Here is a 24,504-nt window from a genome sequence, read left to right as displayed (position 1 = left end):
GGCGGGCGGGGCATCAGGAAAACGGGCCGTAGGAAATTACTTGGTAGAGATGCCAGCCCACGGCCGTGAGCAGCACCGCCAGCCGGCTCAGACGCCCGGGGGGCAGCAGTCCGGCCAGCATGGCCAGCAGCACGGGCACCAGCGTGAAAGTGAGCCGCTCGGGATAGTAGCCCAGCAGGGCGTAAAACGCCAGAAACAGTCCGAATACGAACCCCAGCACCGGCCAGCTACCCGGCGGCAGGGCGGCCCGGCGGTCCGGCACTGCGCCCAGCCCCAGCACGGCTACCAAAAACAGTCCGATGGTGCGCAGGTTAAGCCCAAACGTGAGCAGGTTGGTGCCGAGGGCCGTAAAAAAGGCCCCGGCCGACTCCTGCCACGCTTCGAGCAGCCAAGTGAACTGGTGAAAGCGCTCCGCCTCGTGGTTATAGTACGTCACGCCCTGGCTTTTCAGCAGCCCAATCCAGGCCAGGGTCGGGAGCACGAAACAGATTGCGGCCAGCAGCAGTTGCAGCCCGATTACCCACCCGCGGCGGCCGGCGCGGGAGCTCAGCAGGTGGTAAAACAGGGCGGGCAGCAGCAGCACGAAATTGCCGTAGACCAGCGGCAGCACTCCCAGCGCCAGCGCCCCGAAGCTGCTTTGGCGGGTGGTCAGCGCCCGGCCGCGGTAGCGCAGCAGCCCGTAGAGAATCAGCAGCGGGGTGAAAAAGGTGAACATCTGCTGGTGGGCGGTCCAGAAAAATGCCTTCGTGACCGGGTTCGACACCAGAAATACGCTCAGTTCCAGCAGCACGACCAAGTCGCCGCGGCCGGGCGTGAGCAGTTGGTACACGCGCCGAAACAAGAATAGGCTGGCCAGCAGCACCGCGAAGTTGAGCAGCACGTAGGCGGCGTAGTAGGGCAGAAAGTCCGGTGTTTCGGCAGCAATTCCGCCCCAGCCGGCCGCCGCGTAGGCCGAGCCCAGCACCGGGCGCAGCACGCGGCCCACGGCCGCCCCCGCCATGATATACAGCGGCCGGGACTGGCGCACCTCCTGGGCCAGCAGCAGCCGGTCGGGCTCCCGGGCATCGGTCAGGTATTCGCGCGAGTCGCCGTTGATGACAAAGCCCAGCCGCGGACTCAGCCGGGCGTAGGTACCCCAGTACTCATCGGAGCCCCCCGCCGGGGCCGGCGACAGCCAAAAGCTCACGCAGGCCAGCAGCAGCAGGATGGGTAGTAGAAGTTTCATAAGACGATAAAAGCCGCCCGCCGGGAATCCTCCGCAGCCCCGCCAGCTTTGCGCCGGCAAGTATACGACGCCTTCACGGTCCCCCGCCTGCGCCGGGCCGGCCGGCAGCCCTGAAAAAAGCCGGGCTGTACGGCGGGCGGGGCTACAATGGCGTGGGCGGGTTCTCTATCTTTACCGCCTCTATCATTTTACTCACTTATTTATTCACCCATGCATTCATCTACCCGCTTACCACTATTCATTTTGCTGCTGCTGGGCCTAACTACGGCCGCCTCAGCCCAACGCCTGGAGCCCGGCTACCTGGTCGTTAGTTCCGGCGACACGCTCCGGGGCGAAGTGGAGAATAACTTCTGGGCGGCTCCGCCCACCGAAATCCGGTTTCGCACCAGCCCCACCGCTGCCCCCACCACCTACCCGGCCCGACAGCTGCGGGCCGTGGGCCTAAACAGCGGCCGGCAGCTGCGGCGTGAGCCCCTGCTGATTGACTACGCCGCCACCACCAACCCCCACCAACTCCCGAACCAGCTTCTGCTTCAGCAGCGCCCCGACACCGTGCTGGCCGACGTGCTCGTCGACGGGCCGGCCTCTCTGCTGGGTATCCGCCTGGGTGAGGTCAAGCACTTTTTCGTGCGCCGGGAGCAGCAGCCCTACCTGGAGCTGAGTGAGCGACTCTACCAGCAGACCACCCGCGAAGGCCGCCAGCAGATTGTGGATGGCAACAACTACCGCGGCCAGCTCAAGCAGTACTTCGGCGACTGCGTGGCCGTGCTGGAGGCGGTGGAGAAAACGGCTTTCACCGGCGTCGCGCTCAGCAACCTGGTGCAGCTTTACAACCGTGAGTGCTCGGCAACCCGGCAGCTGGGGCGGGAAGTAGCCGTGACGAAGCCGGGGCTCCGGGCCCGCCTGCTGGTGGGCCCCACGGTGGGCCTGCGCTACAACTCCCTGCGCCTGCACGCGGAAAGCTCGCCCGGTCTGGAAGCCCGGACTCTGGACGGCCTGCAAACCGACGGCCGGGTGCACCCCCAGCTCGGCTTGTTCTTCGACGTGTTGTTTGGCGGCCGCCGGTTTGCGGCTCATACGGCCATTACCCGCTCCGCCTACGGCGGCAGCCGGACCGTGGCCTCCCCCAACGGGGACGCCGCCTGGCAGGGTCGCCTGGACCGGACCGGCTCCATCACCACCTTCGAAGTAGGTGTGCGGGCTCTGCGGCCGCTGGGCGCCAAGTACCAGCTTGTGGTCGGCACCGGGTTTTGCTTTCCGCCCTTCCTCCACATCAAAACGCAGGAGCTGCGCTACGGCACCACTGAAGGCACCCGCCCGGTGATAAACAACTTCAGTATCAGCACCCGCAGCTATTATCCGCTGTATGGGTTCAGCGGCACGGCCCTGCCCTACCTGGAAGCGGGCCTGCGCCGGGACCGGCTCACGCTGCTGCTCTACGCCCGCACCTACCGCAAGGAAAGCTACTCCGACCCGCTGGTGGTAGCCTCCTACAGCGCCAATCCGCCGGCCCCGTCCTACCAGGGCTACCGCTACAGTGGGCGCACGGTCAGCGTGGCGCTGAGCCTGGGCTTCCAGCTCAACGGCAACTCCGACCGCCAGACGGCGCCCAAATAAACTGCCCCCCCATTTCACTAAAAAAGCCTGGCTCCGCGCGGAGTCAGGCTTTTTTGTAAGCGGAGTTTTCCGCTTCCTGATCGGGGCTACTGCCCGCCGGCGGGGGCGTCTGGGGCCGGCTTCAGGTTGGTTTCAAACAGCTTCAGAATGCGCTTGTACTCGTCGGTCCAGGAAGAGGGCTCCACGAAGCCGTGGTCTTCGACAGGATATACGGCCAGCTCCCAGTTGTCCTTGTGCAGCTCAATCAGGCGCTGACTCAGGCGCACGATGTCCTGGAAGTGCACGTTCGTGTCGACCATGCCGTGGCACATGAGCAGGGCGCCTTTGAGGCCCGCGGCGTAGTAAATCGGCGAGGAGCGCACGTAGGCCAGGGAGTCGTTGTAGGGCTCGTTGAGGATGTTGTCGGTGTAGCCGTGGTTGTAGTGAGCCCAGTCCGTGACGGAGCGCAGGGCGGCTCCGGCCCGGAATACGTCGGGCTGGGTAAACATGGCCATGAGCGTGATAAAGCCGCCGTAAGAGCCCCCGTAAATACCGATGCGCTGGGGACTGACGCCATATTTGTCTACCAGCAGCTTGGCCCCGTCGACGTGGTCGGTGAGGTCTTTGCCACCCATGCTGCGGTAGATGCCCGTGCGCACGTCGCGCCCGTAGCCGCTGGAGCCGCGGTAGTCGATGTCGAGCACCGTGTAGCCTTGTTCCACCAGCAGGTTGTTGAACATGTACTCGCGGAAGTACTGGCTCCACCACTTGTGCGCGTTCTGCAAATACCCGGCCCCGTGCACAAAAATCACCGCTGGACCCTGAGTTGTGGCCGTTGTGGGGCGGTACAGGCGGGCGTACACGTCGGCGCCGTCGCGGGCCCGGATGGTGATGATTTCGGGCTCCCGCCAGGCGTAGCTTTCAAACTCGGGCGTGGTGCTGTGGGTGAGCGGGCGGGCTTTGGCGCCGGGCTTGTTGTCCATCACGTACAGCTCCCAGGGCTTGGTGGCAGTGCTGTAGCGCACGGCCAGCATCTTTTCGTCGGGGGAAAGCGTGACCTCACTGGCCCCGGGCAACGTCGTAATCTGGGTGAGGGCGCCACCTTCCACGGGCAGGCGGTAAAATTGCTGCTCGCCGGGGTGGGTTTTGTTGGCCGAGATATACCAGGTTTTCCGGTCCCGGCTGAGGCGGGTTTTCTGCACCTCAAACTTGCCGCTGGTCAGCGCCTTTTTCTGGCCCGTGGTCACGTCCAGGGTGTAGAGGTGGCTGTAGCCGGTTTCCTCGCTCTGAAACCAGATGCGGCGGTTGTCGGGCAGCCAGCCCACGGTCGCCTCACTTTCGTCGTAGCCAATGCCGGGGCCGTTGATCCAGGCTTCGTCGTGCTGGCGGTCGAGCAATTTGATGTTGCGGGTGGCTGGATCCAGGCTCACAATCCAGCGGTCCTTGTTGTCGGCGGAGCGCACCACCAGAAAGGCACGCTGCCCGTCGTCGGACCAAAACGGGCCGTAGGGCACCACCCGGCGCAGTTCGGTGGCGGGCTTTTGCTTGGCTTTCGCGGAGTCGGCGGGCACGGGGGGCTTGGCCTTGAGCTGGTACTCCTTGCGGTAGGCGGGCAGCTCGTCGAGGCCCTGCAAGTCTTTGTAGCCGAGGGCGAAAGTCGTGTCGCGGGCCACGTCGTAGAGCCCCATCTCGTAGGCCGTCTGCGGGGCGCCCACTTTGGTGCGGGTCGAAATATCCTCCGTGAAGCCCGACGCCGTGACGAAGCTGGGCACGATGGCCGTCTTATCGTTGGCGGGTTCCTGCACCAGCCGGTAGGTTACCAGGCGGCCGTCGGGGCTGAGCTGGATGCTTTCCACGGTTTTCGGGCCCAGATAAATAGCCTTCGGACTCAGGCGGGCCAGGGCTTTCTGGGTGCGCACCCGGGCTTTGGCGTCCTGGTCTTTCTGCCGGATTACCTCAAACAAGGCCAGCTGCTGGGCCCGCAGGTACTTTTCGGCCGGGTCGGTGGGCTGCCCGCTGCCGGGACGGGTGCCGCGGCGGAAGTCGGTGCGCTGCACGGTTTCGCCGGTGGCGGGGTCCCAGGTGTAGAGGTTGCCGGCCCGGGTATAACTGATGAGCTTGCCGCCCAGCGCAAAGGCGGGGCTGGTTTCCCGGTCGGCGGTGTTGGTCACGCGCCGGGTCCGGTTAGTCTTCAGGTCGAGCAAAAAGATGTCGCCGTTCTTCTCGTACACCTTACGGGCGTAGGCGCGGTCGTACTCCCCGGCGGTGGTGGGCAGGGCGCGCTGTTCGGCCGGGCTCACCTTGCGCGGGGCGCGGCCGGCCGGCGTGGTCACGTAGAGCGAGTCGCGGCGGGCCTTTTCGGGGTTCCAGTTGAAGTAAATCAGCTTGCTGTCCTCACTCCAGCCGATGTTGGTGGGCGACGAGCCAAGCCACTGGGCCGGGTCGCGCATGATTTTCTCGACCGTCAACGCCCCCAGCGCCGCGGAGGGCGCCGGCCGGGACTGGGCCACAACGCCCGCAAACGGCAGCAAACAGGGCAGCACCCAGGCAAAAGAGGAAACACGCATCAAAGTAGAGCAGCTAAAGTGTGGAAAGCGGCGCGCCGCCCGGCAAGGACGGCCGCACCCGGCCCGCGTTGCAGCCGGCCGGCAAGGGAGCGGCGGGGCTTAGTTGGCCGTTGCGGCGCCGTAGGGGTTGGGCCGGCGGCTTTCCAGGTACCGGTCGGGGGCTTCCAGGGGGGTAAAGCCGAACTGGGTGTAGAGGCCGTGGGCGTCGAGGGTAGCCAGCAGGCGGCGGCGCAGGCCCTGCAGGTCGGGGTGGGCCCACACCTCGGCCATCAGCCACTTCGACAAGCCCCGCCCGCGGAATTCGGCCAGCACAAACACGTCGCAGAGCCAGGCGAAGGTGGCCGTATCGGTTACGACGCGGGCAAACCCGGCCAGCCGGCCATCGGGGGCGTACAGGCCGAAGTTGAGCGAGTGGCTGATGGCCCGCTCCAGAGTGTCGCGCTGAATTCCCTTGGCCCAGTACGACTCCTGGGCCAGGTAGGCGTGAATAGCTCCCACGTCGAGGCGGGCCGGGTCGGTGCTGATAGTGAAGCCTTCGGGGCTGGTGGCGGAGTACGTCATGCTAACGGAAGCCCGGAGTGGGCTGATTGCTTTGTCAAAGCTGGCAGAAATAGTTTGCTCCGCAAATGAATGTGCCCGCCGCAGGCAACCCAGCCCGCCGCGGGAGCCGAATACCTACATCCGAACCCGGCTTTCTTTCGTTAGCTTCTGAACGGCATCCCTTCACTTCCAACCACCTGTCTATGAAACGCTTTGCTACTCCCCTACTGCTTGCCGCGCTGAGCCTGGCCTCGGCGGCCCGGGCCCAAACCACCACATTTCAGGTCGGCACCACCACCGTATCCGTCACGCCGCTGGTTACGGGCCTGCACGTGCCCTGGGAGCTGGTATGGGGCCCCGACAACTTTATCTGGATGACGGAGCGCAACGGGCGCATCAGCCGGGTAAATCCCACCACCGGGCAGGTGCAGTTGCTGCTCACGCTGCCCGACGTGCGCGAGGTTAGTGAAAGCGGCCTGCTGGGCTTGGCGCTGCACCCGCAGTTCACCGCCAACCCCTACGTGTACGTGGTCTACAACTACGCCGAGGGCACAGCCATCAAGGAAAAGCTGGTGCGCTACACGTATTCCCCGACGGCCAATTCACTGAGTAGCCCGCTGATTCTGCTCGGCAATATCACGGCCACGACCAACCACAGCGGCTCCCGCCTGCTGATCCTGCCCGACCTGACGCTGCTCATGACCACCGGCGACGCCGTGCAGGACCCCGAGGCCCAGAACCGCGCCTCGCTCAACGGCAAAATCCTGCGCCTCAACCTCGACGGCACTATTCCGGCCACCAACCCTACTCCCGGCAGCCCCGTGTACACGCTGGGCCACCGCAATCCCCAGGGCTTGGTCCTGGCGGCTAACGGTAAGCTCTACAGCTCCGAGCACGGTCCTAACAACGACGACGAGCTGAACCTGATTGAAGCCGGGCGCAACTACGGCTGGCCCAACGTGGAAGGCTTCTGCAACCTGCCCAACGAGCAGACGTTCTGCGCGGCCAACACCGTGCGGGAGCCCCTCACGGCCTGGACGCCCACGCTGGCCGTGGCGGGCCTGACCTACTACACCTCTCCGGCCATTCCCGATTGGCAGGGCAGCCTGCTGCTGACCACACTCAAGGCCTCCAAGCTGGTGCAGCTTCGGCTCAACGCCGCCGGCGACGCCACCACGGGCCAGAACGACTACCTAACATCGTTCGGCCGGCTCCGGTCGGTGTGCGTCTCGCCGCAGGGACGCGTGTACGTGGGCACCAGCAACCAGGACGGCCGCGGCAACCCCGCCGCCACCGATGACCGGATTCTGGTGCTCGAAAACCGGGCTTTCCAGCCCACGAAAGCCGCTTCGGCCCAGGCAATTTCCCTGCGTCTGTGGCCAAACCCAGCCCGGCAGCGAGTTGAACTGCACCTGCCCACGGCCGCGGCCACGGCTACCACCATCACCGTGCACGACGCGGTAGGCCGGCTCGTGGCATCGGCGCCACTGGCCGCTGGCCAGACCGACGCAGCCGTAAGCCTGGCCGGGCTGCGGGCGGGCCTCTACGTGGTGCGCACCCAGCTCGGCAGCCAGGCTTACGCCCAGCGGCTGGTGGTTGAGTAAGGCGCCGGGCTGAAACGCAAAAAGGGGCCGCGGATATCCGCGGCCCCTTTTTTTACGTGGTACTACGTTCCGGATTACTCCAGCACGAGCTTGCGGGTGATGATGTAGTCACCAACCTGCAGGCGCAGCGTGTACACGCCGTGGCTCAGCCCCTGCACGGCCAGCGGCGCGTCGAGGGCGCCACCAGCCAGCGGCAGCTGCTGCCGGCGGACTTGCTGCCCCAGGGTGTTGAACAGCTCCGCCGTGACGGCCGAGGCACCCGTGGCACCGCGCAGCTGCAGCGTGACCTGGCCCGTGTTGCTCGGGTTCGGGAACACGCTCACTTCGCCGCCCGGCAACTCCGTGCGCGCAGCCGTGATAAACGAGGCCGCCACAGTGAAGGCCCCGGTGCCGTCGTTAGAGCCGTAGCCAGCCACCATCATATAGTAAGTGGTGTTTGGCTGCAGACCGGGCACGGAGAAGGTACCAACCGTCTGGTTGTTGCCGGCGCTGGCTTTGCAGGCAACCTGCGTGAACGGACCCGAGCACGAGGCGGCCGAGAACACGCGGGCCTGGCCGGCGGGGTTGCCGGTGGTCGTGAACGAGGCCGTAGTGCCGGTGGCACCAGCCGGGGTGGTAAACTTAAACCACACGTCTTTCGGGTTATTCGACGTGGTGCAGCCCGGGTTTACGTAGCCGTTTGGCGTGGTAGTGGTAGCGCCCAGGTTGTTGACCGACAGCGGTACGCCGGTCGTTGGCAGCACGATGGCATTGCAGGGCTCATCGTTGGTAGCCGGGGCCAAAGCCGTGCGGAAGCAGGCTGGGCCAGTATAGGCGCTGTTGCCACTGGTGCCGCCGCAGCTCTGCCGCACGTAGAAGCAGTAGTCCGTGTCGGCCGTCAGACCGGTGATGGTAGCCGTGTTGGTGGTCAGGTTCGACACTTTCGTGCCCTGGCCCAGCGTGAAGCCCTGCGGACCGTATTCCAGATCAAACGTCCCGCTCGGGGCAGGAGCCGTTACCGACCAGATCAGCGAGGCCGAGGTGGCCGAAATGCTCGTCGTGGTCAGGCCGGCGGGCACTGGGCAGTCGCTCGGCGCCGTCAGGCAGATGGTGAAGGCTCCCAGCGCGTCGGTGGTGCGGGCGTTGGCCACCATCACATAGTAGGTCGTGCTCGGCGTGAGCGTGCGGATGGTCAGGGAAGGAGCAGCGCCGGACGTGGCCGAAGCCGAGCAGCCAACCTGCGTGAACGGACCCGCGTTGCTAGGAGCCGAGAATACGCGCACCATGCTGGCCGCACCCGTTACCGTGAGCGTGGCCTCGCCCGAACCCCGGCCCGAAGCCAGCGTCGTGAAGCGGAACCAGACGTCGCGGGGCGTGGTGGTCGTGCCGCAGCCCGTACCGGGGTTGGCGTAGCCGACCGGCGAAGTCGTGCTGGCGCCGCCGTTGGTGCCGGTCTGGGGATTGGTGCACTCCGTCACCAGCGTCAGAGCAATGGCCCCGGTGGGGTTGTCGTTAACTGGCGTGGTGGAGAAGTTGAATGGACCAACCGGCGTGCTGTTGCCCGTCGTGCCCCCGCAAACCTGGGTCACGTAGAACTGGTAGGCCGTGGTTGGGTTCAGCCCCGTCAGCGGCAGGCTGGTGCCCGTGATGCCAGTCACGCGCGTGCCGGCAGCCGAACCCGGCACAAAGCCTTGAGGACCGTAATCGACGGTGAACGTGCCGCCCCCGCCGGGCGTGGTCCAGCCCAGCGTGGCCGTAGTTGCCGTGATGCCCGTGGCGGTCAGGCCCGTAGGCTCGGGGCAATCCGACGGCGTGTGGGCGCAGATGCGGAAACGACCGAAGGCGTTGTTGCCGTATTCAAATACGCGCACGTAGAGCGTGCTGCCCGGCGTCTGGCCGGTCAGGCGCAGCAGCGAGAACAGGCCATTGGGCGAGCTGTCGTCGTCGCAGCCTACTTGCGTGAGGGTGCCGCAGCTACCGCTGTAAACAGCAATACCCGTGTCGGTGACGGGGCTGCCGCCGACCGAGTCCGTTTCGATGGTCACGATACCGTTAGACGGCACGGTCAGGGAATACCACACGTCGCCGCCGAGGTCGCTCGAGCAGGTTGGGGTGCTGGCTCCCGTCGAGCCGGTGGCGCCGACGTTGGTGCCAATGAGCGAGGTGACGCAGCTGGCGCCCCGGGGCACGGGCAGCGTAGTAGCCGTGGTGCACTCATCGTTGGCCGGCGGCAGAGCCAGCGTCTGGAAGGCAAACGGTCCCGTGCGCGTGCTGTTGCCGCTGGTGCCACCGCAGTTTTGCGTCACGTAGAATTCGTAGGCCGTGTTCGGGGTCAGGTTGGTCACGTTCAACGACGTGGTGTTGGACGTGACCGTGGTGCCCTGGGTGCCGGGCGTGAAGCCAGCCAGGCCGTAGTTGATGGTAAACACGTTGCTGCCGGAGCTCACCACCCAGTTCAGCGTGGCGCTGGTAGCCGTCAGGTTGGTAGTAGCCAGGTTGCGCGGCGCCGAACAGGCATCGGGCGGAGTCACGCAGATGGTGAAGGTGCCGGTAGCGTCGCCGGAGCCGTAGCCCGATACAAACACGTAGTACGTGGTATTAGGCGACAAGCCCGACACTTCCAGCGTACCAGCCGAGGTGTTGTTGGTCGTGCCGGCTTTGCAACCAATCTGGGTGAACGGACCGGCGCAGGTAGCGGCCGAGAACACGCGCAGCTGGCCGGCAACGGTGCCGGTTACGGTGATAAACGCCGCCTGGCTGCTGGGGCCGGTGGCCGGCGTGGTGAATTTAAACCACACGTCGATAGGGGTTGAGGCAATGCCGCAGCCCGGGTTCGTGTAGCCGTTCACCGTGGTGGTAGTAGCGTTGATGTTAGAGCCCTGGGTTGGGGAAACGCAGTCGGCCGTGATGGGCACCTGGATGGCGCCGCAAGGGTCATCGTTGGTTGGCGGCGGCGTGGGCGTGGTGACGCAGATGGTGAACGCCGCGGCAGCTGGCGTAGGCAACGTGGCCGAGTAGGAGTACACGCGTACATAATACGTGGTGCCAACGGTCAGGCCCGAGTAGAGCTTCACGTTCGGATCCGAGTACCCAACCGAGGTGAGGTTGGCGCAAGTACCCGACAGGAGCTGCTGCACGTAGTCGCCGGAACCGGTCAGCGTAACGGTATGAGCTGTGGAGGTAGCCACAAACGAATACCAGACGTCATCGTCGGCCGTACCAACCGGCGTTGCCAGGCCCGGTGTAGCCGTGGCGCCTTCCAGCGTGCCGGAAGTGGCGTTGGTGCAGGCCGCGTTAATAGCAGCCGGCGTCAGCGAAACCGCAGTGGTGCAGGCGTCGTTTGCCGGGGCCGTTACGCGGGTAGTAAACGCAACTGGGCCGCTGGTGGTGCTGCTGCCGTTGGTGCCGCCGCAGAGCTGGGTCACGTAGAACTGGTAGCCCGTGTTGGTGGTCAGGTTGGTCAGCGTGACGGCCGGAGTAGAGGAAGTCACAGTCATGCCCTGGCCGAGGGTGAAGCCCTGCAGGCCGTACTCGATGCGGAAAGTGCCGCCGCCGCCGGAAACCGTCCAGGTCAGGTCAGCGGTGGTAGCCGTGAGGTTAGTAGCCGTCAGGTTGCGCGGGGCGGGGCAGGCCGCGGGCGGAGCGGGAGCAAACGTGTACACCTGGCCGTCGGCGGGCTTGGTGTTGAGCGTCGTGGTTTCCGTCGTGGAACTGGCCGAGGGAGTGGCCGAGGTGTTGTTCAGCGACAGGTACGAGCCCGCGCCCGTGCCGACGCCGGCAATGCCGATAGAAGCGCTGCCCGAGTTGACGGGTGCGCTTTCGCCGCGGTAGAAAAATTCAATTTTGTTCGTGCCTTCGTACAGCTTGGCCTGAAAGGAAATGACGGGGCCGGTAGCGTTATAGTTCCACTCCCAATTCAGCCACTCGAATACGAACACCCGGTTGGGAGCCGTGCCCTGCACCAGGTAGGAACCCGAAGCCGTGGCACCCGCGGGGCGGCCATCCATATCATCCCAGAGCGGGGCTACCAGCGGACGGTTGCCGGCAGCCGTCGTGGCCAGGGCGTTGGTCAGGGAGGTAGAGGTGGCCGTACCGAAAGTGAGGTAGCCATCCGACGAAGCTTTCACGCTGGTGTAGGGAGTTCCGTCGAAGACGAAGGTAAAGCCCAGACCAATGGCCGGCGACAGGTAAGAGTCGGCATTCATGCCCGTTATGGGAGTCGCGCCACTCAGGGGAGTGAAGGTATCCTGCCGGGAAGAGAAGGTGTAGGTGTCGACCTGGGCCGCGGCGGACTGCAACCCCAGCCACAGGCTCAGCAGCAGTACGCCCAGCGTCCGCCACCTGCCTGGGGTCAGGATGGGCAGGCACTGCGCACGGCCGGTAGAAGTAAGTAAAGATTTTTTCATCATGTACTAAAGGGGGAAAAGGTGGAAAAATGAAGAGGGCGTAGCTAGCTCCGTGGGAGGAAACCCGGCGGGCTGACCGTCGGGCATGGGCAGGGGAGTTAGCATGGTCCTAAAGCTATGACTCTGGTTATAATTATGGAAGTATACCTATGAATTTAGATTTTGCCGAGGCTAAAAAAACTCCAATTAGGCCACTCCTGGGCGTTGGACAACTTTTTTTAATCCACGAAATCTAAAACGTTTATATATTACGGCTACGTTTTTCCCACCGCCCGCTCATCATCATCCACCACAATCTTCTCATCGCATGAAGAAAACCTTACGCATTGCTTACATTCTTGTCGTCGCCTGGTGCTTGTCGTTGGCAGGAATGCAAAGCGCCCAAGCCAGTCACATTCAGGGCGGTCAGCTTACCTACGTTTCGCTGGGCGCGAACCGCTACAAGGTGACGCTGACCGTATTCCGGGACTGCGGTGGCGCCACGTTTCCCACCACGGCCGACCTGGAATACCGCACCACCGGCTGCTCGGGTGGCCCGTGGCCGAAGTCGACGATGACGCTGGTGCCCGGCTCGCGGCGCATCGGCGACCCCTACTGCGCCACCGCCCAATACGGACCCAGTCCCTGCGGTGCCAGCCCCCGCCCCACCAACTTCGAAACCGGCCAGTTTGAGACCATCGTCACCCTGCCCCCAGCAGTGGAATGGACGCTGAGCGTGTCGCTGAATGCCCGCCCAACCCTGGGCAACATCGATACGGCCTCCGGCAACTGCTACTACGAAGCCACGCTCAACAACCTGATTGGCAGCGCCGCAGTAGGCGGTACGCGCGCAATTGAAAATACCTCGGCCCAGTACGACCCGCTCAACGCGGCCATTCCATTCGTGTGCTGGCGCCAGGACACCCAGCTGTCGTTTGCCACCACCGAGCCCGACGGCGACTCCTTGGTATATAGCCTCGCTCAGTCCCTGGAAAACTGCGGCGACACGGTGACCTACCAGCCCTACGCCACGGCAGGGATTATCAACCTGACTCCCCCCGGTACCACGAACTTCTGCGCCGCCTTCATTCCGACCGGCGCTACGGGTACCTACAAGCCTACGTTTCCGATTGCCTCCTTCGCCTTCACCGGCACCTGCCCCACGAAGATTGCTACCCCGAGCTTCCTGTTCAACCCAACCCTGGGCACGATGACCTTCAACCCGGCCTTCTTCACGCCGGGTAACAACATGCCCGAAAACAAGTATGCCGTGGTGGGTAAAGTAACGGAGTGGCGTCGGGTCCGCAACCCCAACGGGACGGTTACGGCTTACAAAATCGGCTCGGTACGCCGCGACATGCTGGTTATCGTTATCGACTGTGGCAACAACCTCACCCCCGGTCCACCCGTGGCTACGGGCGGCGTAAAAACCGGCGTGCAGATTGTCAATTCCCGCGACTCAACCTTCATCACGGCTTACACCTGCAACTACACTGAAGTACGGGTGAAGTTCAGCGACCCAAACCCGACCGACCTGCTGAAGGTGACCTACCCCGAGTTGGATCCGGCCGTTCCGACGATAGCAAACCCCACGTACCTGCCCGAAGACGTAGCCACGTTCCAGCTGTTGGGCAACGAAACCAAGACCCCGACGGCCATTTTGCGCATCAAGCCCGACGTCTCGTTTGTCGGCCGCACGTTCCGCATTCCGGTTAAAATCGAGGACAACGGCTGCCCCATCAAAGGCATCACCTACCGGACCATCGTGCTGCGCGTAGCCAAGGGCAACTTCGCCAAAGTGGTAGCCAGCTCGGCCAGCCCCTTCATCTGCGAAGGCTCGTCGGTCAACCTGAAAGCCGAGCCTTTCCGGCCCGACTCCGTGGGCCAGAACGTAGCCCGCTACGGCTACCGCTGGACCCCGGGCCCAGGCTTCACCCTGGCTGACACGGCCAAGCAGACCGCCTCGGTGCGCCCAACCCAGACCACCCGCTACAAAGTGCGTATCGTGGGCCTCGACTTCCGCATGTCGCCCACCATCACCTGCTTCGATACAGCTTCGGTACTGGTGAAAGTTCGGCCCGCCATTACGGCTAACTTCAACATCACCGGCCGCTCGGTAGCCCAGGTGGGCGGACCGAACCTGCCCAAGCGCGCCTTCACCATCACCAACACGTCGGTGAAGCGCACGGATATTGACACGTTCGTCTGGTCGTATAAGCGCGTGAAGGACGGCAAGGGCAACCCAACCGCCGACTCCACGGAAGTAACCTTCTCCGACCAGTTTGATCCGAAAGAGCTGACCTTCCCCGAAGGTACCGGCACTTACCGCGTTATTCTGCGCATCTCCAACAAGGCCGGCACCACCCAGTGCGCCACCGTGGCCAAGGTGCAGACCGTGGTAGTACCCGACCTGGAGGTTCCCAACGTGTTTACGCCCAACAAGGACGGCCTGAACGACACGTTCGTGCTATCGGCGGAAAGCGAAGGCGCTGGCAAAGTCCAGATCTTCAACCGCTGGGGTCGCCTGATCAAGCAGTACGACAACTACCGCAACGAGTGGGACGGCGCCGAGCAGCCCAGCGGTGTTTACTACTACCTCGTGACCGACAAGAACGGCACTACTTCCAAAGGCTGGGTAGAATTGGCCCGTTAGGCCAGCTTTATTCCGCCGCAAAAAAGGCGCTGCCCACCCGGGCAGCGCCTTTTTTTGTGGCCTTGCGGATTGCCCCCTTAGCCTGTGGGCAGGTGGTGCCGCTCGTTTTTCACGGCGTTGGTGGCCGTCCAGTTGACTTCGTGCCGGAAGGCGTGCTGGCGCACGGGACAGTCGGGCATGCAGCAGAGCGAGCAGGCCGCGAACGTGCAGGGGTCGGCGTGCACAAACATTTCCACTTCCACGTCGAAGCGGTGCTTGATCAGGCTTTCGATGGCGTTGAGCTCGTTGTGGGTTTCCTCCAGGCTGAAGTAGTAGGGCATCTGCATGTGGCAGTCGATGTGCAGGTTGGCCCCGTAGCGCAGCACGCGCAGGTTGTGCACGTCGATCCAGGCGGGCCGGCGGTGGCGTTGCAGCTCCGCAATTACCTGCTCCACAGTCGTCACGTCCGACTCGTCCATCAGCCCCGACACCGAACGGCGCACCATCCGAAAGCCATTGACGACGATGAACACGCCCAGCACTAGCGCCGCGCCGGCGTCGAAGAGCACGTTGCCCGTCACGAGCACCAGCACCAGCGCCAGGCACGAAACGAGCGTACTTAGCGCGTCGAGGTACAGGTGCTGTCCGTCGCCGACCAGGGCCACCGAGTTAAGCCGCTTGCCGGCCCGCAGTAGCACAAACCCCACGCCCAGGTTGATGAGGGCCGTCAGGGCTAGCAGCACCATGCCCACGTCGAGCCGCCCCACCGCGTGCGGGTGCAAGATGGCCACAATGGCGCTGTAGAAAATATACACGCCCGCAATCAGAATCAGGGCGCCCTCGAAGCCGATGGACAGATACTCGATTTTGCCGTGGCCGTAGGGGTGGTTTTCGTCCTTGGGCAAACTCGATAGGTAGATGCTGTAGAAAGCGAAGCCGCTGGTGAAAACGTTGATAATCGACTCCAGCGCATCCGTCAGCACGGCCTGCGACCGGGTCAGGTAGTAGGCGTAGAACTTGATGGTCACCAGGCCCACGCTGACTACCAGGGACAGTAGGGCGAGACGGTTCTTGGTTTTGGTAACGGACATGGAAGCTGGAGCTGGCGGAAAAAGCCTGTAAAAATCCGGCAAAAAAAAATCGGGACGACCTACGGCAAAACCTTTTTCTGATAAATCGGTATTTCAAGTAGTTTAAAAATATATTTAGACTACTCTAAATTTGTTTTCCTTTGTGCATACGTTTCTTCCTGATGCCATGCCGCCGGTAGTTGAACCAGCCCCCGCCCCCACTCCGCCCGCCGCTGAACCCGGCTGGCGGCAGGCCCGGCACGCTCCGTCATTGAGCGAGGTATACGCAACCATCAAGGTGCCGGCTGCCAGCGCTTCGTTCTGGCGCAAGCTGCTGGCATTCTGGGGCCCGGGCCTGATGGTGGCCGTGGGCTACATGGACCCCGGCAACTGGGCCACCGACATTGCCGGCGGAGCCCGCTACGGCTACACCCTGCTGTCGGTAGTGCTGATTTCCAACCTCTTCGCCATGCTGCTTCAGCACCTGGCCGCCAAGCTTGGCATCGTTACGGGCCGCGACCTGGCCCAGGCCTGCCGGGACCATTTTTCCCGGCCCGTGTCAATGATGCTCTGGGTGCTGTGCGAAATTGCCATTGCCGCCTGCGACCTGGCCGAAGTAATCGGCTCGGCCATTGCCCTGAATCTGCTTTTCGGCCTGCCCCTGGCCTGGGGCGTGGCCCTGACCATCCTCGACGTGTTCGTGGTGCTGTTGTTTCAGAGCCGGGGCTTTCGGGTTATTGAAAGCATCGTAGCCGGGCTTACGGTCGTGATTTTCGGCTGCTTCCTGTACGAAATAATCGTCTCCCATCCCGACTATTTCGGTATTCTGCAGGGCCTTGTGCCCCAGCCCAAGGTGGTCACGGACCCGGGCATGCTCTATATTGCCATCGGGATTCTGGGCGCCACCGTGATGCCCCACAACCTGTATCTGCACTCGAGCATCGTGCAGACTCGGGCCATTGAGCAAACCGAGAGCGGCAAGCGCATGGCCATCAAGTTTGCCACCATCGACTCCACAGTGGCGCTGTTTCTGGCCTTTTTCGTCAATGCCGCCATCCTCGTGACGGCCGCCGCCGCCTTTCACCGCAACGGCCTGTTTCACGTGGCCGACATCAGTGATGCGCACAAGCTGCTGGCTCCGGTGCTTGGCGCGGGAGCGGCCAGCGCCCTGTTTGCCGTGGCGTTGCTGGCCTCGGGCCAAAACTCGACGCTGACCGGCACCCTGGCCGGGCAGATTGTGATGGAAGGCTTCCTGAACCTGAAGCTCAAGCCCTGGCTGCGCCGCCTCATTACCCGGGCCATTGCCGTGGTGCCGGCCCTGATTGTGGCTATCCTTTACGGGGAGAAAGGCACGAGCGAGCTGCTGGTTTTGAGCCAGGTCATCCTGTCCTTGCAACTGAGCTTTGCCGTGGTGCCGTTGGTCTTGTTTACTGGCGACAAAGCCAAAATGGGCGTTTTCCGCAACCGGCCGGTGGTGCAAGGGCTGGCCTGGTTTGTTTCGGGCATCATCATTCTGCTGAACGCCTACTTGATGTTCCGCACGTTCTTCGGCTGATTTTTTCGCGCGCAACGATTGACCAAGTCGTTGCGCTTTTTTGCGAAAACACTTTTAGATTAATCTAAAAATAATTTTAAACTCGGCTTAAAATGCAACTACTTCGACTCTTACTTCGGGCGGGGCTGATACTGCTGGCGGGGCTGTTACTGGCGCAGCCGACCGCGGCCCAAACGGCTATGTTGCGGGGCCGGGTGACGGCCACTGGGGGGCAGCCGCTGGAGCTGGTAAGCGTGGCCCTGGCCGGCACCAGCCTTGGCACCACCACCGACGCGGCCGGCCGTTACGAGCTGCGGGCCGAGCCGGGCTCCTACGAGGTAGTCTTTTCCTTCGTGGGCTACGGCACCCGCAAGCTGTCGGCCGTGACCCGTACCGGCCAGCCCACGCTGCTCAACGCCACGCTGCAACCCACAGCCGCCAGCCTGCGGGAAGTGGTCGTCACGGGTGTGTCGCGGGCCACTGAAATCCGGCGCAGCCCCGTGCCCATAGCCGTGCTGAGCCGCCGCGACCTCAGCCTCAACAGCAGCGGCAACGTCATTGACGCGGCCGTGCAGGGCGTGCCGGGGCTGAGTGCCGTCACGACCGGGCCCAATATCTCCAAGCCCTTTATCCGGGGCCTGGGCTACAACCGGGTGCTGACGCTTTACAACGGCCTGCGCCAGGAAGGCCAGCAGTGGGGCGACGAGCACGGCATCGAAATCGACCAGTACGACATTGACCGGATTGAAGTAGTGAAAGGCCCGGCCAGCCTGATTTACGGCTCCGATGCCGTGGCTGGGGTTATCAATATGCTGCCGCGCCTGCCCAGTGGGCCCGCCGGCCAGCTTCACGGCGAAGTCCTGACCGAATACCAGACCAACAACAACCTCGGAGGCTCGTCGGTGGGCCTGCACTACCAGCAGCACGGCTGGCAGTACGCGGCCCGGGGCTCTTACCGGCTGGCCCAGGCTTACCGCAACGCCGCCGATGGCCGGGTGTACGGCACGGCTTTCCGGGAGCTGAACCTGACCACGATGGCCGGGTTGGAAAAACCCTGGGGCTCCACCCAGCTCTACGCCACGCTCTACGACAACGGCCAAGAAATACCGGACGGCAGCCGCGACTCCCTTTCCCGCCGGTTTACCCGCCAGATTTTCGAGGGCAGCCAGGACGACGTGCCGCGCCGCCCCATCGTGCCCGCCGGAGCGCTGGCCACCTACCGCCTCAACGACCTGCACCAGCACATTCAGCACTACCGGCTGCTGAGTCGTACCCACCTGCGTCTGGGCCGCGGGGAGCTCAACGCCCTGCTGGGGGCCCAGCAAAACCGCCGCCGCGAGTATAACCACCCCACGGCCCCGCAGCAGGCCGGGCTGTTTGTGGACCTTGCCACCCTCAACTACGACCTGCGCTACGCCGCCCCGACCTGGCTGGGCCTCGAGACTACGCTGGGAATCAACGGTATGCGCCAGACTAACACCAACCGCGACGCCACCGACTTCCCCATCCCCGACTACACGCTATTCGACATCGGAGGCTACGCTTTTTTGAAGCGCACCTTCGGTAAGCTCGACCTTTCCGGCGGTCTGCGCTTCGACGTCCGCACCCTGCAGTGGCCCGACTTCTACGTGGAAACCAACCCCACCACCGGCTTTGCCCGCCGGGGCCGCGCCGCCACGGCCGCCGGGCTCCCCCCCCAGTTTGCGGCGTTCCGCACCCATTACCGGGGCTTGTCGGCAAGCGTGGGGGCGGCCTACAACCTCTCGGACCGGCTACTGCTGCGCGCCAACGTGGCCCGGGGCTACCGCGCCCCCAACATCACTGAAGTCGGCTCCAACGGCCTCGACCCCGGCGCCCACATCGTGTATTTGGGCAACCGCCGCTTCGGGCCCGAGTTCAGCTTGCAGGAAGACCTGGGCCTGAGTGCCTACCTGCCCGATGCGGAAGTTAGCGTGAGCGGCTTCAACAATCATCTCACCAACTACATCTACCAGGCCCGCCTCACCGATGCCGACGGCCAGCCCGTGGTAATTGTGCCCGGCAACGTCACCTACCAGTACCAGCAGGGCCGCGCCCAGCTCTACGGGGCCGAGCTGACCGTGAACGTGCACCCGCAGGCCGTGCTGGGGCTAGAGTTCAACAACAGCCTAGCCTACGTGACGGGCCTCAACAAGGAGCCCGCTCTGCTCGAAGCCCACGGCCCGGCAGCCCTCTACCTGCCGTTTATTCCGCCCCTGCGCACCCGCTCGGAAGTGCGCTTCACCAGCCCGCAGCCCGTACTGGGCACCCTGACGCGCCTCTATGGCCGCGTGGTGCTCGACTACAGCGCCGCCCAAAACCACTTTTACGCCGTCGATAACACCGAAACCCGGACGGCCGGCTACGCCCTGCTGGGGCTGGGCGCGGGCACCAGTATCACGGCGGGGCCACAGCAGCGGGAGTTTTGCCAGGTGTTTGTGCAGCTCGACAACGTGTTCAACACCAGCTACCAGTCGCACCTGAACCGGCTGAAGTACTTCGAGTACTACGCTGCCTCCCCCGACGGCCGCCGCGGCATCTACAACCTCGGCCGCAATTTGAGCGTGAAACTGACGGTACCATTTTAGGCCGCGCGCGGTGGTTTTGCGTATGCGGCTGCATCCTTTCCTTGCCCTACGTTTATGCTGTCATTTTCCGCCCGTTGCTGGCTGCTGAGCTTGCTGCTGCCCCTGCCGCTGGCCGCTCAACAGCCCATTTCCGGTCCCGCGCCCACGCCCCGACCCCGCTACACGCTTACCAACCCCGTGCCCCGCAGCCAGCTGCGCCCGCTCAGCCCCGACCGACCCGGCGTGACGGAAAGCCCATTCACGCTCGATGCCGGGCATTTTATGGTTGAATCGGACCTGGCGCGGTACGTGGGCAGCCGCCCCAAGGCCAGCTCCCGCTCCCGCGCCTACCGCCTCGACGCGCTGGCCCTCAAGCTGGGCCTGACTGACCGCACCGACGTGCAGCTCTTCGTGGACCCGTACGTGATAGAAAAGGAATGGCCGGCCGAAGGCGGGCCCCCCGAACGCCGGGCCGGCTTCGGCGACCTCACGCTGCGGGTAAAGCGCAACCTGATTGGCAACGACTCGACCCGGGGCCCGCTGGCCGTGGCCCTGCTGGGCTACGCGCTGCTGCCCACCGGCAACCGAATCGGGGAAGGTGGCTTCGAATATGGTCTGCTGGTGCCCGCTACCTGCGCCCTGACCGAGAGCTGGAATCTGAGCGGGCAGCTGGCCACGCGGCTCAACTACGACCGCAAGGCAGGGCAGCACTACCTTGAAATGGCGCCTTCGCTCAACGTGGACCACTCCTTCACCCCCTGGCTGACTGGCTTCGCGGAGGCCGTGGCCGTCCACGATTTCCGCGAGGCCCGCTGGGAGGAAGCCGTCAACCTGGGTCCGGTATTCTTCGTGGGTAAAAACGTCCAGCTCGACTTCGGCCGCCACTTCGCTCTGACCCGCGAAGCGGAGCGGGAGTATTTCGTCGGCCTCGTGGTGCGGCGGTAGGGTCGTTTAGTTGTCCGTTGTTCGTTGTCAGGGTATGGGGGCAACTGCTCCATAACTCCAAGCTCTAACAACGGACAACCAACAACGGACAACTAACGGCTACACTAGCTCGCTGAGCCGCTCAAACTGGCTGCCCAGGATGGCCTGGTCGTCGGCGCCCAGCCAGTCGCGGAGCACGGTGGCGTAGATACTGCGAAAGTCGAGCTGGTGGCGCAGGTCGCCCTGGTCGAGGTTGAGCAGGTCGGGGGCGGCATTCCCGACGCCGGGCCGGCGCAGACCGCCGCCGAGCAGCAGCACGTTGTTGGCCGTGCCATGGTCGGTGCCGTTGCTGGCATTCTGGCTTACGCGGCGCCCAAACTCGGAAAAAACCAGCACCAGCGTGTTCTGAAACTCCCCGCTTTTCTGCAGGTCTTCGGCAAAGGAACTCAGCCCTTCCGACAGGTCGCCGAGCAGCTTGCCCTGCTGCTCCTGCTGGCGCACGTGGGTGTCGAAGCCGGTGAGCGAGACGTAAAACACCCGGGAGTCGACGCCGGAGTTGATGAGTTCAGCCGTGGTTTTCAGGTTTTTACCAAACTCGGTATTCGGGTACGTGATGGCCGATTTGTAGACCTTGGACGTCTGATAGAGGTAGTCGGCGGAGGAAGCCGTTTCGGCTAGGGTCTTGTACAGGTAGTCCATTTCGGAGCCACCGGCCGGGCCGGTTTCCTTGCTTACCTGGGCCAGAAAGTGGTTTTGGGTGACCTGGTGAAACTTGGCGGGGTTCTTCAGGGCCAGCCCCTTGCGGGCCGCGCCCTTCATGGCCAGGCTCAGCGTGTCGTCCACCTCTAGGCCGTTGTAGGGCTGCGGGCAGGTGGCGCAGCTTGAATCGAGGTAGCGGCCGAGCCAGCCGGTCGTCACGTACTGGTCGGCGGCCGAAGCACTCTGCCAGATGTCCATCGAGCGGAAGTGCGACCGGTCGGGGTTGGGGTAGCCTACGCTATTGAGCACGGCTAACTGGCCCTGGTCGAACATCCCCTTGAGGCGAGTCATGGCCGGGTGAAAACCCAGCTCGTCATTCAGGGTTAGAATTCCGCTCTGGGGCCGGATGCCGAGCGTGGGCCGGGCCTTGTAGTAGAGGTCGTTTTGGTAGGGAATAACGGTATTGAGCCCGTCGTTGCCGCCGCCGAGCTGGACCACCACCAGGCGGCGGCCGCCGGCATCGCGCAAAGCGGCCAGCCCCTGCCGGTCGAGGGCGTGCAGAAACCGGGGCACAAACAGCAGGCTGCTGGCCAGCACGGAAGTCTTCAGAAAGTCGCGGCGGGTAGTAGGCATAGTGGTGAGCTTAGATATGAGAGCCTAGAGCTTAGATTTCAACGCTTGGAGTTCGGCCTACAGAATGCTTCTGAGTTCCCCCCTCTAAGCTTTACGGCAGTTACATCAATTGATACTCGGGCAGGCTCAGCATGCTCGTGAGCATGGTGCGCAGGCGGCCATCGGTGGGCCCGGCCGCGGCGGCCTGCTGAATCAGGGCCAGGTTTTCGGGCCGAATGGGGGCCTGGAGCAGAAAGGCACTGAGCTGAGCAGCCTGGGCGGCGGGCGGGGCCGCCGCCAGCAACTGACTGATGGGGGTCAGCTGCACCCGCGTTTTCACCTGCTGCCGAAACGTGCGGTCGGCACGGGAAACGGAGGGGGCAATGTCGTTTTCGTCTTCCTTAAGGGCAATGCTGAACTCGGCATTTTTGAGCAGCACCTGCGGCAGTTGGAGCCGCAGCACCAACGACGAGGAATCGATCCAGCTGCGTCCCCCGGCCCAGCCGGCCACGTTTGGCGGCTCAAACAGCGTTTGCCCCAGCGCCTTCTGAAACACAATCAGGGGCTGCTGATTTTCCAGCTCTAGCCCCAGGGTGCGCCGCAGCCCGGCTAGCAGCTCAATCGGGGACTTGATGCGGGTGCCCACGTTGGCGGCCTCGTAAAACCAGGGCGCCGAAAACAGCCGCTCCACCAGGTCCCGAATGTCGTAGCCGCTCTGGAAAAACGCCCGGGCCAGGGGCTGCACGTGGGCCGGGTCAGGCGTGTCGTTGACGAAGAAGCGGTAGAATTTCGTGGTCAGAAACTCGGCCGTCTGGGGCTGCTCCAGGATGATGCGTAGGATATCCTCGCCGCCGAAGTTGCCGGTGCGGCCCAGGAAGGTTTTGGCGCCCGCGTCGTGCTGCTTTTCCCGGAACACGTACTGGCCGCCGGCATTGTAGCCCCAGCCGGTGAAGGCCCGGGCGGCCTCCTTCACGTCCTGCTCCGAGTAATGCCCGCGTCCGATGGTGAAGAGCTCCATGACCTCGCGGGCGAAGTTCTCGTTGGGGTGCTGCTTGCGGTTTTGCTGGTTGTTGAGAAACTGCAGCATGGCCGGCTGCTTGCTCACGGCCAGCAGCAGGTCGCCAAACTTGCCCAGGGCGCCCGCGCGCAGGGTGTTGTTGAGCTGCAGGGCCGCGTCGGGGCGGCGTACTCGGCAGGCGAAATGGCCGTGCCAGAAGAAAGTCAGCTTCTCGCGCAACTGGGCCGGCGACGTGGCCATCCGGTCGAGCCAGCCGGTGTTCATGCTGTAGAAAGCCGCCCGGATCTGCTGGTTCTGCTGCTTGCGCTGCGCGGCCGTCAGGCCCGCCCGGGCCCCCGCGCCCGCCGTTGCCTCCGTTGCCATCGGGGCTGGAGTCGGCGGACTCACCGCGGCCGTTTCGGCGAAGTGCATCTGTTCCGAGTACAGGGGATCCACCTTCTCCGAGTCCCGAAAAAGCTGCCGCAGGGCTTTGCGCGGGCTCGGGCCGGCGGCTACGTCGGCCGGCCGGGGCCCGAAGCCCGCCCGCCAGTACAGGTGCTGCAGTTGCTGTTGGGTCGTCATGGGGGTTGGACGGCGGCCGGCACCCAGGGTTTAACCCGGCAGCGTGGCGCGAGCTAAAAGCGGGCTCCCAGCACCACCGTTTTTTTGTATTCCTGCCGGCCGCCGCCGTTGGGCTCAAATAGCTGAATATGCAGCACGTAGTAGCCCACCGGTGCTTTCTGCCCCTGGTCGTTGAGGCCGTCCCACTGGAAAAAACCCTGGGTGGCCATCGTCTCGTTGCGTACCAGCTGGCGGGTGCGGCGGCCCTGGGCGTCGTACACGGTGATGCTAGCCGCGTAGCCGGGCTTGTCGAGGGTGTAGTTCAGGGTAGTGAAGTCCTGCTGGCCGTCTTCGTCGGGGGTGAAGACTTCGGGCTCGAGGCGAAACAGCCGGTCCCCGCCCGGGTCTTCCTGGTACTGGGAGTTGGGCCGGCCGGGCGTGGCGTAGCCCACGGTGCTGGCCGCCGAATGGAAGTTGGCCGCCGTGCTGGGCCCGTCGGTGCGGATGCGCTCCAACGATACCCCGTTCACGTCGCGCAACAGGGCCAGGTGCTGCTTGGCCGAGTACACTACCCGGTCGAGGGGCCGGCCCAGCGCGTCAAACACCACCACGATGCCCGCGTCGTCGGGAAAGGTGGGGAAGCTCGGCATGGTCAGAAAAGCGGCGGGGTCGTTGGTCGGGTAGCTGCTCTGCACAATGTCGGGGCGGGTGGTGAGCACCAGCAGTTGCCCCGGTGCCAGCACCACGGGCCCCAGGCTGATGGTGTTGCCGTCCACCGAGCCATCGGCCTTTTCATTGCCCAGCTGCCAGCCCTGCACGTTCAGATACTTGCCCGACCGGTTGAGCAGCTCCACAAAATCGACGCCGCCGGTGCGCGGATTGAATAGGATTTCGTTGATAACTACGTCATTGGCTACGGCCGCCGTGGGCAGGGCAAAAGTAGTCGACGTAACGGGCCCAGCCGCGTTGCCCACGCAGTCGACGGCCCGCTGCA

14 protein-coding genes are annotated in these 24,504 nt (G+C 64.1%); 6 read left to right on the top strand and 8 right to left on the bottom strand.

Going from position 1 to position 24,504, the window contains the following annotated elements; translation table 11 throughout:
- Positions 1-13 precede the first annotated feature (13 nt).
- A complete protein-coding gene (locus EWM57_RS12615; RefSeq protein WP_129921513.1) occupies positions 14-1,225 on the bottom strand; it encodes a hypothetical protein in 1,212 nt (403 codons plus the stop codon).
- Between the two features lie 210 nt (positions 1,226-1,435).
- On the opposite strand from EWM57_RS12615, the gene EWM57_RS12610 reads away from it, so the two are divergent.
- On the top strand, positions 1,436-2,842 hold the full coding sequence (locus EWM57_RS12610; RefSeq protein WP_129921512.1) for a hypothetical protein: 1,407 nt from the start codon (positions 1,436-1,438) through the stop codon (positions 2,840-2,842).
- Positions 2,843-2,928: 86 nt separating this feature from the next.
- Here the strand turns inward: EWM57_RS12610 and EWM57_RS12605 are convergent, their stop codons facing one another.
- Complete coding sequence (locus EWM57_RS12605) at positions 2,929-5,388, bottom strand: S9 family peptidase (RefSeq protein WP_129921511.1); 2,460 nt, start codon at positions 5,386-5,388, stop codon at positions 2,929-2,931.
- Positions 5,389-5,487: 99 nt separating this feature from the next.
- On the bottom strand, positions 5,488-5,949 hold the full coding sequence (locus tag EWM57_RS12600) for a GNAT family N-acetyltransferase (protein WP_129921510.1): 462 nt from the start codon (positions 5,947-5,949) through the stop codon (positions 5,488-5,490).
- Positions 5,950-6,131: 182 nt separating this feature from the next.
- Between EWM57_RS12600 and EWM57_RS12595 the strand changes: the two genes are divergently transcribed.
- Positions 6,132-7,532, top strand: a complete 1,401-nt coding sequence (locus EWM57_RS12595; protein ID WP_129921509.1) for a PQQ-dependent sugar dehydrogenase — start codon at positions 6,132-6,134, stop codon at positions 7,530-7,532.
- Between the two features lie 74 nt (positions 7,533-7,606).
- Here EWM57_RS12595 and EWM57_RS12590 read toward each other — a convergent pair whose 3' ends face one another.
- Positions 7,607-11,920 carry a fibronectin type III domain-containing protein gene (locus EWM57_RS12590; RefSeq protein WP_129921508.1) on the bottom strand — a complete coding sequence of 1,438 codons (4,314 nt, stop codon included), beginning with the start codon at positions 11,918-11,920 and terminating at the stop codon, positions 7,607-7,609.
- A gap of 304 nt (positions 11,921-12,224) precedes the next feature.
- Here EWM57_RS12590 and EWM57_RS12585 point away from each other — a divergent pair, with 304 nt between their 5' ends.
- A complete protein-coding gene (locus EWM57_RS12585; RefSeq protein WP_129921507.1) occupies positions 12,225-14,549 on the top strand; it encodes a gliding motility-associated C-terminal domain-containing protein in 2,325 nt (774 codons plus the stop codon).
- 77 nt (positions 14,550-14,626) lie between these two features.
- On the opposite strand, the gene EWM57_RS12580 is transcribed toward EWM57_RS12585, so the two are convergent.
- Positions 14,627-15,619: a cation diffusion facilitator family transporter gene (locus EWM57_RS12580; RefSeq protein WP_129921506.1), complete on the bottom strand. Its 993-nt coding sequence runs from the start codon at positions 15,617-15,619 to the stop codon at positions 14,627-14,629.
- A gap of 166 nt (positions 15,620-15,785) precedes the next feature.
- Here EWM57_RS12580 and EWM57_RS12575 point away from each other — a divergent pair, with 166 nt between their 5' ends.
- From EWM57_RS12575 to EWM57_RS12565, 3 genes are all read left to right on the top strand, one after another.
- Positions 15,786-17,153: an Nramp family divalent metal transporter gene (locus EWM57_RS12575; RefSeq protein WP_129921505.1), complete on the top strand. Its 1,368-nt coding sequence runs from the start codon at positions 15,786-15,788 to the stop codon at positions 17,151-17,153.
- A 92-nt stretch (positions 17,154-17,245) separates the two neighbouring features.
- Positions 17,246-19,738: a TonB-dependent receptor gene (locus EWM57_RS12570; protein WP_129921504.1), complete on the top strand. Its 2,493-nt coding sequence runs from the start codon at positions 17,246-17,248 to the stop codon at positions 19,736-19,738.
- 54 nt (positions 19,739-19,792) lie between these two features.
- Entirely contained in the window at positions 19,793-20,662 is an 870-nt protein-coding gene (locus EWM57_RS12565; RefSeq protein WP_129921503.1) for a transporter, read from the top strand.
- Positions 20,663-20,761: 99 nt separating this feature from the next.
- Here the strand turns inward: EWM57_RS12565 and EWM57_RS12560 are convergent, their stop codons facing one another.
- The 3 genes from EWM57_RS12560 to EWM57_RS12550 form a co-directional block, all read right to left on the bottom strand.
- Complete coding sequence (locus EWM57_RS12560; protein ID WP_129921502.1) at positions 20,762-21,973, bottom strand: DUF1501 domain-containing protein; 1,212 nt, start codon at positions 21,971-21,973, stop codon at positions 20,762-20,764.
- A gap of 100 nt (positions 21,974-22,073) precedes the next feature.
- Positions 22,074-23,531, bottom strand: a complete 1,458-nt coding sequence (locus EWM57_RS12555) for a DUF1800 domain-containing protein (protein WP_129921501.1) — start codon at positions 23,529-23,531, stop codon at positions 22,074-22,076.
- A 53-nt stretch (positions 23,532-23,584) separates the two neighbouring features.
- On the bottom strand, positions 23,585-24,504 hold a 920-nt coding region (locus tag EWM57_RS12550), incomplete at its 5' end, for a lamin tail domain-containing protein (RefSeq protein WP_207218311.1).

The sequence above is a fragment of the Hymenobacter persicinus genome (assembly GCF_004167665.1).
GTDB classification, from domain to species: domain Bacteria; phylum Bacteroidota; class Bacteroidia; order Cytophagales; family Hymenobacteraceae; genus Hymenobacter; species Hymenobacter persicinus.
Note: the sequence above shows the minus strand (reverse complement) of the source record. Positions and strands in the feature narration are given on the sequence as shown.